This is a genomic window from Kitasatospora sp. NPDC127035, from assembly GCF_042726075.1.
Classification (GTDB): Bacteria; Actinomycetota; Actinomycetes; order Streptomycetales; family Streptomycetaceae; genus Kitasatospora.
Map to the genome: position 1 here is coordinate 148,962 of NZ_JBHXDN010000008.1, position 14,684 is coordinate 163,645.

The window sequence follows — 14,684 nt, forward strand, 5'->3', positions numbered from 1 at the left end:
CACCCATCGTCGGAGCTCGGTCGCGGCCGTTGTCAGAGGGCCGGTCCAGGCTCACAAGCCGAGACCGATAGGGGAGTGACGTGCTCGAAAGCCCGCTCGCCGCCGATGTCCCGCTCGGTGACTTCCTCGGCGCGACCATCACCGTGCACTCCGCCCGGAGCAAGAGCGCCAAGCTCCGCGCCGGCACGGATTGCCCCCAGTTCCGCGCCCGGGACACCACGACGGCGCAGGTCCCGCTGAACGCCTAGACGATCGGCAGGATGTGCTCGCGCTGCGCCCAGTGGGGCGAGTGGGCGCCGGCGGAAGACCAGGGTGACCCGCCGCCCGTTCGGCGGAAAGGCTGTAACAGCCTTTCTCGCCCGGTAGACCAAGGCTGCGTTGCCGGCCGCCGAACCCCGCCTACGCTGCCGGCTGCTTCGTCTCTGGATGTCCAGTGAGGCGTGGTTGTCCTCGGCGGTGCCGGCGCTCTGCTGCGCGGAGGAGTGGTCGTCGTACGCTGAGCGTTCCTCGCGGGGTGTCCGGGAGGGGTGGGTACGGTGGCGAGGAGAGCGAACGTGGCGCAGGGACATGGCGGTCTGAGGGGTGCACGGATCGGGTCGGGCCCGATGGGTGAGTCCGAGCGTGGTGACCTGGCGCCCCGCGTTGCGGTGTCGTTCTGGTGCGGCAACGGCCACCACAGCCGGCCCCGCTTCGCGGTCGGGGTCGAGGCCCCGGAGCTGTGGGACTGCCGCCGGTGCGGCCTGCCCGCCGGCACCGACCCCGACAACACCCCGGAAGCGCCCGGCAGCACGCCTTTCAAGACCCACTTCGCCTACGTGCTCCAACGCCGCACCCGCGAAGACGGCGAAATACTCCTCAACGAGGCACTGGCCAAACTCCGCGGCACGTTCTGACCGCTGACCGCTGACCGCCGCACCAGCCAGTGAACAGCCACCACCATCCGGCCTCGCCAGCGGGCACAGCCTGACGGCGAGGCCCGAACGTGCTCGGGATGCGGCGACGCCGCTCCTCCCCTCCCCGGTCAGGGCGCGGCGCGGCTCTGGTGGCTCGGCAGTGTGTCGAACCGCGGTGTGGACGCTGCGGCGGGCGCGACAGCGATCCTGTCGGGGGCTGTGAGGGCGAGGATCTGCACAGGCTGGCATCGCTGGGTTCTGCTGTCGGCCCAACCGATCCGGCCCTCAATGGGACGGCTGCCCGGCCGGTGGGAGCGCGGGGCGTGGGCCGGCCGACGGCAAAAAGCCGGGGCCGGGCCCACACCGCGGGGCACGCGTCATGAACTCGGGCAGAACGGTAGCCGATGAACGGCCCCGAGTGAACATAGGGGAGCGCCCAGGCCGCGCCGCCGGGCAGCCCCGGAGTGGTCCTCGCGAGCGGTGTGCGTGGCGGTGAGGGCTTGGCGTTCACCGCTGACCGCTCCCCGCCGGCGGGCCGGGCTGGGGGTCAGGTGTCGGCGGCGGGAGGCTGCCCGGTCGGGCGGCCTCCGCGGAGCTGTTCGTTGATGCGCAGGGCTTCTTCGAGTTGGTCTTCGAGGATGATGATGCGGCAGGCGGCGTCGACGGCGGTGCCCTGGTCGACGAGGTCGCGGGCGCGCATCGCGATCCGCAGTTGGTAGCGGGAGAAGCGGCGGTGCCCCCCGTCGGAGCGTAGGGGGGTGATGAGGCCCTGCTCGCCGAGGGCGCGTAGGAAGCCGGCTGTGGTGCCGGTCATCTCGGCGGCGCGGCCCATGGTGTAGGCGGGGTAGTCGTCGTCATCGAACGAGCTGACGGCGTCGGGGGTGGTGGGTCGGTTGATGGTCGTGGTCACTGCACCTCTTCGAATCCGGTTCTGGGAACGCGTGGAGGGGCCCCGGCGCCATTGCGGCTCCGGGGCCCCGAAGGGGAACAGCACCATCTACCGGCCCTGGGCCGGTCCTTGTGTCCGCACTGCCCCATCGGATGGAGCGTGCGGGGATCGCGTATGCGTGACCGGAAACCACCATCTTTCATACCGTGGGGTCTGCGGTGTCCGCCCGGACGAGGACTGCTCATCTGACGGGCCGGGCGATCCTGATGGCGCTTGTGCCCTCCGTTTCATCCTCTGCATCACTGACAACTGCTGGTACTGCGTACTGCCACCTGCTGGCACTGCTGTGGTGTCCGTACCGGCCCACCTACACCGGCAGCCAGCCCCGTCGCCGATCCTGCTCAACCTTCGTGGCTTGGAACCCCGCTGCCGGACAGCTCGGCACGCGCGCCCGCAGCACGGCGCCTTTACCGAGATCCTGCGCACCTCAACCACCGGTGACTGCGATCCAACTTCACCTGCTGTACTGCGCCTACTTCGGTACTGCTCGGTGGTGGCCCCTGATCACTGCGGGCCACCCGGCCCGGCTACCAGTCCCGTCGCCGTACTGCGCCAACCCTGGCTTCGGAACTCCGCAACCGCACCGAGAGTTGCGAACTCTCTCCCGCCAGTTCGTGTCTGGCGGGCCTCGCTGACTGCTTGCTACGGGAGAAACACTAACCACACCCTGCGCCAATGTCTACTCCGGGCAGCATAGATTTTGCCGTGTTCGAAGCGCAGGTAGCCTTCCGGCTCACACGCAGGAGTGAACTCGACCCACCGCACCAGGGGCAACGCGCAGCCGGGTGAAGACGGGAACCGCCTGAGGCGACAGCAGTCCGCACACACGTCCCAGCTCCCTTGGGGGCGGGAGGTGGCGTTGCGGGGGCAGGCGGGGCTGCTCCTGGTCGGCTGCACGACGGTGGCCGGCGGCTTGTTCCGGGACCGTGGGGCGGGCGTTCGTGGCGGATGTTCAAAGGACGTGGTCGACGCCGACCACGTCCAGGCGGATCAGCAGAGCCTCGGAGGGGCGCGCCACTCTTTGCTCCGGTTGGCGCCGCTCCAGTCCGATACTCGGTCGGCGCAGCTGAGCGGGTCGCCGTGCCGCGCCGGTGGGGTCGGCGCCACCGCCTCTGCGGCGGCGCCGGTGCTGTTCAGGCGCTGCTGTGCTGCCTGCGGGAACGGTCGAGTTGTTCGCTGGTGCGCCGGGCCCTGTCGAGTTGGTCTTCGAGGATGATGATGCGGCAGGCGGCGTCGACGGCGGTGCCCTGGTCGACGAGGTCGCGGGCGCGCATCACGATCCGCAGTTGGCGGCGAGAGAAGCGGCGATGGCCGCCGCCGGAGCGCGCAGGGGTGATCAGGCCGTGCTCGCCGAGGGAGCGCAGGAAGCCCGCGGTGGTGCCGGTCATCTCGGCGGCGCAGCCCGTGGTGTAGGCGGGGTAGTCGTCATCGTCGAGGCGGCCGGCCGGATCGTGGGCTGCGGCTGCGGCTGCGGCTGCGGGGGTGAGGGGGTGGTGGATGGTTGTGGTCACTGCACCTCTTCATATGGGAGTCGGGTTCATATGGGTGGGCGGGGACGCGGGAGGGGCCCCGGTGCCGTATCGGCTCCGGGGCCCCGAAGGGAAACTTCACCATCTACCGGCCCTGAGCCGGTCCTTGTGTCCGCAACTCCTCGGGGGAGGAGGATCGCGGGGATCGCAAATGCGTGACCGGAAACCACCAACCTTCGTACCTTGAGGGGTCTGCGGTGTCCGCCCGGACAGTAACTGCTCAACTCCACGCCCGGGCGATCCTGATGGCGCTAGCGCCCTCCGTCTCTTCCTCTACAGCACTGCACATCCTGCGAACTGCTGGTACTGCACCTGCTGGTCCTACGTGATTCACACCTGTACTGCTTGGTGCTGCGAACTGCATTGGTACCGCTGTGGTGTCCCTGAAGGCCCACCACCTGTCCGGCAGCCAGCCCCGTCGCCTGCCCTGCTCAACCTGCTTGGCTTAGAACCCCACTGCCGGACCTCCCAGCACGCGCGCCCGCAGCCGGCGCCTTTGCTGAGACCTCGCACACCTCAACCATCGGTGACTGCGACGCAACGTCAACTTCACCTACTCGTCATGCACTACTTCGTGTCCTGCGGTACCGGCTGGCGGTGGCCCCTGATCACTGCGGGCCACCCGGCCCGGCCGCCAGCCCTGCCGCCGTACTGCACCAACCCTGGCTTCAGGACTCCGCAACCGCACCGAGACTTGCGAACTTCCGTACTGCTCACGCCAGTTCGTGTCTGGCGGGCCCCGCTGACTGCTTGCTACGAGAGAAACACTAACCAGACCCTTCGCCAATGTCTACTCTGTCCGGCATAGATTTTTCGATGTTCGAAGGGGAGGTAGCCTGCGGCCCGCACGTAGAAGCGAACCACGCCCCGGCCGACCAGGGGCAACGAGCAGGCGGGTGACCATGGAAGACGCACAGAATGTGGCGACGGCTCGCACACCCGTCCACACGCAAGCATCCCTACTGACCGCCCTGGCCGAGGCCGTCCACGACCGCGACGAACGTGCGCTGCGCAGGCTCCTGGCCCGCTTCGCCGAGCAGGCCACCCTCGCCGACCTCCCCGCCCTGCGCCGAGCCCTCCAGCCCCGCACCCGTGATGGCAAGCGATAGAACCCCACCCCACCCCGAGTCGGGGACCTCGGGAACGGAGACACGGGACTCGCCATCGGCCGGGGCCGCAAAGCAGGGAAGTCCTTGCCGCAGGTTGCCCACTCGGGCGAGGCGTGCGTCACGGCGCCGACCCCCGTCACTTGCCCACCAGGGCGGGGTGCCGCTTTGCGTCGCCTTCGTGAGGACCAGGCTGCGGCCAAGGCGGGGGCTCCGAGTCGGCCGCCGCGAAGGCGTGCTCGGGCGGGCATCTATGTACGAACGTGAACCCGACTGGGTATCGATCGGGTTCGAGTCCGATCGACCCTGGATCTTCACGATGAGCGTCAACGTCCCATGTTTTCACCGCAGTTGAGCAACGCCTGTGGGGTCATTTCTTCGGGACGAGGACGTTCTCGCCGCGGCGCCCGGCGGCGTAGTCGTCCACGTTGCGGACGGTGGCGTCGATGATCTGGCCGACCGCGGTGCGGGTGAAGTAGGCCTGGTGCGAGGTGACCAGCACCTGGGGGAAGGTGACCAGGCGGGCGAGGGTGTCGTCGGCGATCCCCTGGATCGAGCGGTCGGTGAAGAAGACGCCGGTCTCCTCCTCGTAGACGTCCAGGCCGACGCCGGAGAGCCGGCCGGCCCGCAGCGTCTCGACCAGGGCCGCGCTGTCGACCAGACCGCCGCGGCTGGAGTTGACCAGGATGGCGTCGTCCTTCATCCGGGCCAGCGCGGCGGCGTCGATCAGGTGGTGGGTGGCCGGCAGCAGCGGGACGTGCAGGCTGATGAGGTCGGCGCGGGAGAGGAGCTCGGGCAGTTCGGTGTAGGTCATGCCGAGATCCAGACAGGCCGGGTTGGGGGCGATGTCCCAGCCGAGCAGCTCGGTGCCGAAGCCGTGCGCGATCCGGGCGAAGCACTCGCCGATCTTGCCGGTGCCGATCACGCCGACCGTCATGCCGTGCACGTCCCGGCCGAGCAGGCCGTCCAGCCGGAAGTCGAACTCGCGCGAGCGGCTCGCGGCGCGGGTGAGGCGGCGGTTGACGGCCAGGGCCAGCGTCCAGGCGTGCTCGGCGACCGCGTAGGGGCTGTAGAAGGAGACGCGGGCGACCGTCAGTCCCAGCTCGGCGGCGGCCTCCAGGTCGATGTTGTTGAAACCGGTGGAGCGCTGGGCGATCAGCTCGGTCCCGCCGGCGGCGAGCAGGGCGAGCGTCTCGGCGTCCAGCTCGGCGTTGACGCTGCTGCTCACCGCAGGGTGGCCGGCGGCCAGCGGGGCGGTGTCGCGGTTGAGGAAGAGGTCCAGGCAGCGCAGTTCGTGCCGGTCCGCGAACGCCTCCTCCAGGAGCGGCCGCTCGTCCGCCTGGACGCCGTACGCGAGGATCTTCATCGCTGTTTCCTTCCCGGGTGGCCTGCGCCGGCGGTGGTCCGGCGCATCGTCACGCTAGCCGGACGTGACGGGCGTCGCACCGTGCGGCCCGCCGGTGTCCGTCCGTTCCGGTTCGAGGTCCGTTCGGTCGCGACCGAAATTTGACTGGATTCGTACGCAACCATCCGCACCCCCGCCGAGTGGCTGTTCCCTAGGTCAAAAAGCCTTGCGAGCATCGAAACAGGGAGTGCGATCACGAAATCGCCTCTGATTAACGATTAAACAATCGTTCGTGAACGGTGCCCTAACAACAATGCAGGGCACCTGAGGGGGGTATCACCATGTCCGAAGAGACCCATGCGTCGGAGCTCACGCGTCGTCGGATGCTGCAGGGGGCCGCGGCCGCGCTGACGGTCGCCGCCGGCACCGTCGTGATCGGGGTGGCCGGCCCGGGCGGCGGGTCGGCCACGGCCGCCGACCCCGGCGCGTCCGACACCTTCGACGAGGTCTTCCAGGGGCGCCGCATCCAGGGCCGCCCCGTCACCGGGGGCGGTCACCAGCACGGGGGCACCGGCACCGGCTACGAGGTGCGGATCGACGGCGACGAGCTGCACATGATGCGCAACGCCGACGGCACCTGGATCAGCGTCGTCAACCACTACCAGACCTTCGTGACGCCGCGTTCGCTCGCCCGGGCCGCCGTCAGCGATCTTCAGGGCGCCACGCTCGTCCCGATCGTGACCGCCTGAGTCCGTCCGCCACCCGTACCGCACACCATCATCGAGGGGGGACTCATGGCAGTCCGAAAGAACCAGGCGACCCTGACGGCCCAGGAGAAGCGGGCCTTCGTCAACGCCGTGCTCGCACTCAAGGCGTCCGGCGGCTACGACCCGTTCGTCACCACCCACAACCAGTTCATCGTCAGCGACGTGGACAACGGCGAGCGGACGGGCCACCGCTCGCCGTCCTTCCTGCCGTGGCACCGCCAGTACCTGCTCCAGTTCGAGCGGGCGCTCCAGGCCATCGACCCGAGCGTGAACCTGCCGTACTGGGACTGGACGGCCGACCGCTCGACCACCTCGTCCCTCTGGGGCGCGGACTTCCTGGGCGGCAACGGGAGGAGCGGCGACAACCAGGTGACCACCGGCGCGTTCGCCTTCTCCGGGGGCAGCTGGCCGCTCAACGTCAACATCGACAGCCGGACCTACCTGCGGCGCCAGCTCGGCGCCGGGGTGGCCCAGCTGCCGACCAGGGCCGACGCCGAGTCGGTGCTCGCCATCACCACCTACGACGCCGCGCCGTGGAACAGCTCCTCGTCCGGCTTCCGCAACAACCTGGAGGGCTGGCGCGGCGTCAACCTGCACAACCGGGTGCACGTCTGGGTGGGCGGCCAGATGGCCACCGGGATGTCGCCCAACGACCCGGTGTTCTGGCTGCACCACTGCTTCGTCGACAAGCTCTGGTCGGAGTGGCAGAAGCGCCACCCCGGGGCGACCTACCTGCCGACGGCCGGCACGCCCGACGTGGTCGACCTGAACGAGACCATGAAGCCGTGGAACACCGTCACGCCGGCCGGACTGCTCGACCACAGCAGCCTGTACACGTACGACACCGGCTTCTGATCCGCTCCCGGTAGGGCGGCTGCCGGGAACGCGAAGGCCCCGGCCCCCGAGCATGCACTCGGGGGCCGGGGCACCGGTCCGCGGGCGGAGCGGCCGGACGGGCGGAGCGGTCAGATGACCGTCTCGGCCTCCAGGTAGCGGTCGGCCGGCACGGTCTTCAGCTCGGCGACCGCCTCGCCCAGCGGCACCAGGTTGATGCTGGTGCCCTGGAGGGCGGTGATGTGCCCGAACGCGCCCTTGTGCACGGCCTCGATCGCGTGCCAGCCGAAGCGGGTGGCGAGCACCCGGTCGTACGCGGTCGGGGTGCCGCCGCGCTGGGTGTGGCCGAGGATCACCGGGCGGGCCTCCTTGCCGAGCCGGTGCTCCAGCTCGCGGGAGAGCTGGGTGGCGATCCCGGTGAACCGCTCGTGGCCGTAGATGTCACGGCTGCCCTCCTCCCAGTGCATGGTGCCGGCCTCGGGCTTGGCGCCCTCGGCGCAGACCACGATGGCGAACTTCTTCTGCCGGTCGAAGCGCTCGCGGACGACCGCGGTCAGCTTGTCGATGTGGAACGGGCGCTCCGGGACGACGATCGCGTGCGCGCCGGCCGCCATGCCCGCGTTGAGCGCGATCCAGCCGGTGTGCCGCCCCATGACCTCGACCACCATGACGCGCTGGTGCGACTCGGCGGTGGTCTTCAGCCGGTCCAGCGCCTCGGTGGCGACCGAGACGGCGGTGTCGAAACCGAAGGTGACGTCGGTGCAGGCGATGTCGTTGTCGATGGTCTTCGGCACGCCCACGATCGGCAGGCCCGCGTCGCTCATCAGCTTGGCGGCCTTCAGGGTGCCCTCGCCGCCGATGGGGATCACCGCGTCCAGGCCGAGGTCCGCGCAGTACTGCTTGGCGCGCTCGACGCCGTCGCGCAGGTGGCTCGGCTGCACCCGGGAGGAACCGAGGATCGTGCCGCCCTGGGCGAGGATGCCGCTCACCGAGTCGAGGGTCAGGGGACGGTGGTGGCCCTCAAGGAAACCGCGCCAGCCGTCCTCGAACCCGATGATCTCGTCGCCGTGGTCGACCACCCCCCGGTGGACCACGGATCGGATCACCGCGTTCAGGCCGGGGCAGTCACCGCCGCTGGTCAGCACTCCAATACGCATTGCTTTGCAACTCCCGAGCAGAACCGAGGAACGGCCGGACTACAGGCTGGTACGACGAACCGCCACCGTAACCGCCGCCTCCCACGCCGGATCGACGGGGAGATGGCCGTGGGGTGAAGGACCGGCCGATCCGGACAGAACATCCGAAACCGGCCGTGCAGTCGAGCATACGACCCCTGCGTCCGGCCGGGCAGGAGCCGACGCGGGAGCGGCGCCGTCGGCGCCCCCGCGCGGAAGTGCAGCCTGCTGCCGAGGAGGGTGTGCAGCCGGCAGCCCCATTGTCGTACGTTCGGGCCCGCCTGTGGACCGGGTGCCCGCATGGCGGGCACCCGGTCCGTCGCGAACGGACCGTGGACGTACTACGCGGGGCGCGAAGTGGCCGCGATGCGCTCGGTGCGCAGCGCGTCGTACCAGGTGGTGTCGGCCGGCGGCAGGGCGTTGACGTCCAGTGCCAGCTTGATCAGCATGTCCGCGACGGCGGGGTTCCGCGCCATCACGGGGCCGTGCAGGTAGGTGCCGAAGACGGTGTCCCGCCAGGCGCCCTCGGTGCCGTCACCGGTGCCGTTGCCCCGGCCCGCGGTGACCCGCGCCAGCGGCTGGACGCCCTGGCCGAGGTGGGTGACGCCCTGGTGGTTCTCGAACCCGGTCAGCTGCGGCAGTCCGAGCCGCGGGTCCACGTCGGCGAGCACGTCGCCGACGCACCGGGCGCCCTCGCCGCGGGCGGTCCAGACGTCGAGCAGGCCGAGGCCCGGCTCGCGCTGCCCCAGGTCGTTGACGAACTCGTGGCCGAGGATCTGGTAGCCGGCGCAGACGGCGAAGATGATCGCGCCGTTCTCCGAGGCCCGGACCAGGCCGCTGTCGTTGCGCAGCCGCTCGGCGGCCAGTCGCTGCGGTCGGTCCTCGCCGCCGCCGATCAGGTAGATGTCCCCGCTGGTGGGGACCGCCTGGTCGGAGCGGACGTCGATCCGGGTCACGTTGAGGTGGCGCTGGCGGGCCCGGCGCTCCACGACCAGGGCGTTGCCCCGGTCGCCGTACGTGCTGAGCAGGTCCGGGTAGACCCAGACCACGCGCAGGCTGCTCTCACTCATCCTCGAAGGCCTTCCGTGCGTGACGTGCGTGCTGTGGGCTGCTGGACCGGCATCAGCCGGCCACGACCTTCCGCAGCTGCTGGAAGGCGGTGTAGTTGGCGATCGCCTCGATCCGGCCGGGCGGGGCCATCCGGACGGCCTGCTCCAGCGAGTCCACCACGTGGAACTGCAGCCCGGCGACCTCCAGGCGGACGGCCAGGTCCAGCTTGCGCTGGCCCATCACGAACACCGGGTGCCCCGCGAGGCGCTCGTAGTCGACGTCCCAGAGCCAGGAGGTGTCGGTGCCGTCCGCGTCGAGCGCGTTGACGGAGAGGATGACCGGCGCGGGCGGGCCGTCGATCAGCGAGAACGTCTCCAGCCAGCCGGCCGGGTTCTTGGCCAGCAGGAGCCTGATGTCGCGGCCCTGGTACTGGACGACGTCGTAGCGGCCGGCCACCGCGGTGACGGACTGCATCCGCTCCAGCGCGACCTGCGGGGAGACGCCGAAGACGGCGGCGACGGCGGCCGAGCTGGTGGCGTTGGCGAGGTTCGCCCGGCCGGGCAGCTGGAGCCGGATCGGCCAGGCGCCGCGCTGCGGGTCGATGACGTGGGTGCCCTGGAGCGCCCAGTGCGGGTTGGGGCGCCGGAAGCCGCACTCCTGGCAGAACCAGTCGTCGCCGGGGCGCTGCATCACGCCGCCGCAGGCGGGGCAGGACCAGGCGTCCTCCTTCCACGCCTGTCCGGCGGCCACCCAGACCACCTTCTTGCAGGAGGACGCGGCCCAGGTCACCAGCGGGTCGTCCGCGTTGGCGATCACCACGGCCTCGGTGTCCTGCAGCCCCTCGCGCCACTTCTCGGCCATCATCCGCGTCTCGGCGGCACGGTCGAGCTGGTCGCGGGAGAGGTTGAGCAGGGCGATGGCCTTGGGACGGGTGTCCCGGGCGACACCGGCCAGGTACTTCTCGTCGACCTCGATGACGCCGAAGCGGGCCTCCGAGCCGCCGGCCAGGGCGGAGGTGATGCCGGCCGGCATGTTGGCGCCCAGAGCGTTGGAGACCACCGGGCCGGCGGCGCGCAGCGCCTCGGCGATCAGCCGGGTGGTGGTGGTCTTGCCGTTGGTGGCGCTGACCAGGACCACGTCCAGGTGGTCGGCGAGGGTGGCGAGCAGATCGGGGTCGAGCCTCAGCGCGATCTTGCCGCCGATCACCGAGCCGCTGCCTCGGCCCGCCTTCTGGGAGAGGGCGGCGGCCACCTTGCCGGCCGTGACCGCGATCTTGGCGCGGGCGGGCAGCGAGGCGTCGCGTGCGCCTGTGGGCTCCGATTCGGTGCCTGCCATGCTCAGTGGTTCCTCCTTGCTGCGGCACCGCCCGGGACCGGACAACGGGTCGTCGGGCGGCGGGGACGGGATCAGCCTACCGACTCCGCCACCCGGGTCGGTGCTCCGGACCCCGCGCCGCCTGCTGCGACGCCCCCGGAGGACCCGGTCGGGACGTCCTGACGCGACGTCAGGGTCGACGGTGTACGGAGGGGCCGTTCGCCGTCGGGGACGCGGTTCCCGGGCCCGGCGGTTCCCGGGCGTCCGGTGGCCGGGCACGACCGCCCCGGGCCGGACGGCGGGGGTGCCGTCCGGCCCGGGGCGGGTGTGGTCCTTGGTGAGGATGTGGTGAAAAAATGACCTTCCGATGACCGCTTGGGCGCCGGATCCGCGCACCGGGGCCGGCGCTCCGGCCCGTCCGGGCGCGGGTCCGGCGGAACGGGCGGCCCCGTCCCACCGCCCCGTCCTACCGTCCAACCCTCCTGTCCAGCCCTACCGTCCCGGCCTGGTCTGCCAGGGCACCGGAAGCTCCTCGGCGGCCTCCGCCAGGTGCGCGGTGATCACCAGGGTGCCCTCGTCGACCTGGTAGTCCAGCGGCGCCGCCAGCTTGCGCATGGTGGCGATCAGCCCGGTGTTGGAGGAGTGCGTGACGGCGTACACCGTCTCCACCCCGGCCTCCAGCGCCAGCGCCGACATCCGCCGCATCAGGTCCAGGCCCAGCCCGCGCCGCTGCCAGGCGTCCTCGACCAGCACGGCCACCTCGGCGCTGTCGTCGTCCCACATCAGGTGCCCTAGGGCGACGATCCGCCCGTCCGCCGACTCCACCGCCAGCGTCTGGCCGTGCCGGGGGTCCAGCAGGTGGTCCAGGTAGCGGTCGGCGTCCCGGACCGGTCCGTGGTACCGCTTGCGCAGGGTGTCGGGGGAGCAGCGGTGGTGCATCGCCAGCGCCGCCGCCTTGTCGTCGGCGTCCGCGCGCCGCACGGTCACGTCGGCTCCGGTCGGCACGGTGAGCCGGGCCCGGACGTCCGGCACCCGGGGGCCGAGCAGGGTGTCCAGCTCGACCAGGGCCTGGGCCCGGGCGAACTCGGTCGGGGTGAACGGCAGGTGCGGGCGGGTGAGCTCGATCAGGTCCCCGGACGGCACCGGCAGGCGCATCACGTGCCCGTCCACCCCGGCGGGTGACCGTTCGGCCGCCCGCGGGTACTGCCGGATGCTGCACTGTCCGAACAGCTGCCGCAGCGCGATCGGCAGCTCGGCCGCGTCGAGCGCGGTCCGGGTGGCCAGCGCCAGCACGTGGGTGGGGACGTCCACCAGGTCGTGCGCGTCCGCCGGGCCCGTCCAGATGTCGTGCCCGCCGGCCGCCGCGACGAGGGCGACGAGCTCGGTGCGGCCCAGTGAGCGCGGCGCGCGGACGAAGAACTCGTCGACGGCCCCGGTCGGCAGGGGGTGGGACTGCATCGAGACGATGTTCACCTGCCGCCCGGCGAAGGCCGTGCACACCCGCGCCAGGCTGCCGGGGGAGTCCTGCACCGTGGTGCGGACCCGCCAGAGCGCCGTCTCCTCGAAGTCGTGCAGCGGGCCCCGCAGGGTGTCTCCCGCCGGTTCCGCCGGGGATCCCGTCGCCTGCCCGGCCGTGGCCCGCGGAGGCGCGGGCGCGTCCGGCGCCGGTGGGCCGTGCAGGTGGTGACGGTGTGACCACCAGGTGTGGAACAGCGCCGTGGCGAGCAGGACGACCGCCGAGGCGGCGAGCATCACCGGGCCGTCCGGGCCGTGCAGCACGAACTTGGCGACCAGGTCGGCGGCGGTCACCGAGAGGAAGACGGCGGCGAGTTCCACCGTGTCGCGGCGCCAGCGGTGCGTGCGGGCGCCGCGCCGTTGGGCACGGGAGGGGGTCGGGTTCCGGTCCTGGGCGGTTTCGGTCGTCAGCTGCTCCGTGTGCTCCATGCCATCAATCTGCCGCCTGGGTGTTTCACGGTCACGAATCCCCCGTGACCTGACGGTTAATGGTGCCGACCGACCTCTCACGGGCGGCGGCCCGGACCTCGTCGAGGAGCAGGAGCAGGTCCTCCTCCGTGGTGCCCGCGTTGAGGAGGCAGGCGCGGAGCATCTCGCGCTCGCCGAGGCGCGCGCCGGTGACGAAGACCCGGCCGCGCCGCTGGACGGCGGCCGGCAACCGGTGGTTGAGCTCGTCGAGCGCGGCCTCGTCCAGCCCCGGGGGGCGGAGGCGGAACGCCACGATCGACGTCTGCACCTCGGCCAGTAGCTCGAACTCCTCGTCCGCCGCGACCAGTTCGCCGAGCCGCCGGGCCAGGGCGGTGCACCGGGCGATGTCCGCGGCCACGCCGTCGCGGCCCCGGTGGGCGATGGTCGCCCACACCTTGAGCGCGCGGAACGGGCGGGTCTGCTCGGTGCCGTACTCGGAGAACCAGCCGAGCTCGCCGGCCGCCTCGTCCCGCAGGTAGGAGGGGACGAGGCTGAAGGCGGCGCGGAGCTCGTCGGTGTCGCGGACCAGCGCGCAGCCGCAGTCGACCGGGACGCCGAGCCACTTGTGCGGGTCGAGGGCGAGCGAGTCGGCCCGCTCCAACCCCGCGTAGCGGTGCGCGATCGCCGGGTCGAGCACGCCGAACGCGCCGTACGCGCCGTCCACGTGCAGCCAGAGGCGCTCCTCGGCACAGAGGTCGGCGATCGGCTCGAAGGCGTCCACCGCGCCGGTGCCGACCGTCCCGGCGGAGGCCACCACCAGGAACGGCAGCAGCCCGGCGGCCCGGTCGCGGGCGACGGCGGCCCGCAGGTCGGCGATGTCCAGCAGGCCGTCCGGGCCGGTGGCCACGGTCCGCAGGTGCCGGCTGCCGAGGCCGAGCAGCTCGGCGGCCTTGCGGACGCACGAGTGGGTCTCGCCGGTGACGTAGCCGACCAGCGGGGGCATCCCGGCCAGTCCGTCCGCGCGGACGTCCCGGCCCGCCTCGCGGGCGGCCCGGTTGCGGGCCGCGGCCAGGCAGACGATGGTCGCCATCGAGGTGCCGGAGGTGAGCAGCCCGCCGCCGGCCGGGTGCGGGAACCCGACCAGCTCGGCTATCCAGCGCACCACGGCCCGCTCCAGGTGGACGTCGGCGTGGTCGCCGCCGGCGGAGCTGGGGTTCATCGCGGCGGCGGCGAAGGTGGCGAGCACGCCGGCCGGGGCCGGGGCCGAGTTGACCCAGCCGAAGAACCGCGGGTTCCCGTTGCCCATCGGGTACGGCAGCACGTCCCGGCCGACGTCCGCCAGCAGCTCGGCCAGCGGACGCCCGTCCCGCGGCAGCGGGGCGTCCAGCAGGGTGCGGCGGGCGTCGTCGTCCATCGGCTGCCAGACCGGGCGGCCGGGCAGTTCGGCGAGGTGGTCGGCGACGAGGTCGGCGGCGGTGTGGGCGGCGGCGCGGAAGTCCTCGGGGGTCACGGCGGTGCTCCAGCGGGTGGGGGAGGAGGCCTGGTGGCGCGGCGTCCTCGGCGCACCTGGGATCAACGGGCCGATCGTACGAGAAAGGCCCGCGCCGTGCGGCGCGGGCCCACCACCTGGGACGGAACGGTTCCGGCGGGCCGGCGGGGCACCGGGTCGGCGGGTCAGGGAGCACCGGGTCGCCGGGGGGGGGGGGGGGGCCCGCGCGCCCCGTCGGGGCGCGGGGACGCCCGCGGCCCGCCGGCGTCGAGGAGGTCCAGCCCCCCCCGCCCCCCCACACCCCCCAAAA

The 14,684-nt window shown here is 71.9% G+C and carries 13 protein-coding genes; 5 read left to right on the top strand and 8 right to left on the bottom strand.

The window, feature by feature from the left end:
- The first annotated feature begins 80 nt into the window (after positions 1-80).
- Both ACFWIC_RS07775 and ACFWIC_RS07780 read left to right on the top strand, forming a co-directional pair.
- Complete coding sequence (locus ACFWIC_RS07775) at positions 81-248, top strand: hypothetical protein (RefSeq protein ID WP_380516764.1); 168 nt, start codon at positions 81-83, stop codon at positions 246-248.
- Between the two features lie 306 nt (positions 249-554).
- Positions 555-893, top strand: coding sequence for an RNA polymerase-binding protein RbpA (locus ACFWIC_RS07780; RefSeq protein WP_329885019.1), 339 nt, complete (start codon positions 555-557; stop codon positions 891-893).
- A gap of 547 nt (positions 894-1,440) precedes the next feature.
- Here ACFWIC_RS07780 and ACFWIC_RS07785 read toward each other — a convergent pair.
- Together ACFWIC_RS07785 and ACFWIC_RS07790 are read right to left on the bottom strand one after the other, a co-directional pair.
- The gene (locus ACFWIC_RS07785) at positions 1,441-1,725 is read right to left on the bottom strand and encodes a MerR family transcriptional regulator (RefSeq protein WP_329948268.1); all 285 of its coding nucleotides are present in this window, start codon (positions 1,723-1,725) and stop codon (positions 1,441-1,443) included.
- Between the two features lie 1,250 nt (positions 1,726-2,975).
- Positions 2,976-3,353 (bottom strand): MerR family transcriptional regulator, encoded by a 378-nt coding sequence (locus tag ACFWIC_RS07790; RefSeq protein WP_380516767.1) that lies wholly within the window; start codon positions 3,351-3,353, stop codon positions 2,976-2,978.
- 920 nt (positions 3,354-4,273) lie between these two features.
- On the opposite strand from ACFWIC_RS07790, the gene ACFWIC_RS07795 reads away from it, so the two are divergent.
- Positions 4,274-4,480: a hypothetical protein gene (locus tag ACFWIC_RS07795; RefSeq protein WP_329885021.1), complete on the top strand. Its 207-nt coding sequence runs from the start codon at positions 4,274-4,276 to the stop codon at positions 4,478-4,480.
- 367 nt (positions 4,481-4,847) lie between these two features.
- Here the strand turns inward: ACFWIC_RS07795 and ACFWIC_RS07800 are convergent, their stop codons facing one another.
- Positions 4,848-5,843, bottom strand: a complete 996-nt coding sequence (locus ACFWIC_RS07800) for a 2-hydroxyacid dehydrogenase (protein WP_380361156.1) — start codon at positions 5,841-5,843, stop codon at positions 4,848-4,850.
- A 320-nt stretch (positions 5,844-6,163) separates the two neighbouring features.
- Here ACFWIC_RS07800 and ACFWIC_RS07805 point away from each other — a divergent pair, with 320 nt between their 5' ends.
- Together ACFWIC_RS07805 and ACFWIC_RS07810 are read left to right on the top strand one after the other, a co-directional pair.
- Complete coding sequence (locus ACFWIC_RS07805) at positions 6,164-6,571, top strand: tyrosinase cofactor (protein WP_380361155.1); 408 nt, start codon at positions 6,164-6,166, stop codon at positions 6,569-6,571.
- A gap of 45 nt (positions 6,572-6,616) precedes the next feature.
- A complete protein-coding gene (locus tag ACFWIC_RS07810) occupies positions 6,617-7,444 on the top strand; it encodes a tyrosinase family protein (RefSeq protein ID WP_329885024.1) in 828 nt (275 codons plus the stop codon).
- A 110-nt stretch (positions 7,445-7,554) separates the two neighbouring features.
- Here ACFWIC_RS07810 and ACFWIC_RS07815 read toward each other — a convergent pair whose 3' ends face one another.
- From ACFWIC_RS07815 to ACFWIC_RS07835, 5 genes are all read right to left on the bottom strand, one after another.
- On the bottom strand, positions 7,555-8,580 hold the full coding sequence (locus ACFWIC_RS07815) for a 6-phosphofructokinase (protein ID WP_329885025.1): 1,026 nt from the start codon (positions 8,578-8,580) through the stop codon (positions 7,555-7,557).
- A gap of 359 nt (positions 8,581-8,939) precedes the next feature.
- Positions 8,940-9,668 carry a glutamine amidotransferase gene (locus ACFWIC_RS07820; protein WP_329885026.1) on the bottom strand — a complete coding sequence of 243 codons (729 nt, stop codon included), beginning with the start codon at positions 9,666-9,668 and terminating at the stop codon, positions 8,940-8,942.
- Between the two features lie 52 nt (positions 9,669-9,720).
- Complete coding sequence (locus tag ACFWIC_RS07825) at positions 9,721-10,983, bottom strand: MurT ligase domain-containing protein (protein WP_329885027.1); 1,263 nt, start codon at positions 10,981-10,983, stop codon at positions 9,721-9,723.
- Positions 10,984-11,454: 471 nt separating this feature from the next.
- Positions 11,455-12,906, bottom strand: a complete 1,452-nt coding sequence (locus ACFWIC_RS07830; RefSeq protein ID WP_329947752.1) for a GNAT family N-acetyltransferase — start codon at positions 12,904-12,906, stop codon at positions 11,455-11,457.
- 31 nt (positions 12,907-12,937) lie between these two features.
- Entirely contained in the window at positions 12,938-14,461 is a 1,524-nt protein-coding gene (locus ACFWIC_RS07835; protein ID WP_380516774.1) for a pyridoxal phosphate-dependent decarboxylase family protein, read from the bottom strand.
- Positions 14,462-14,684: the final 223 nt, after the last annotated feature.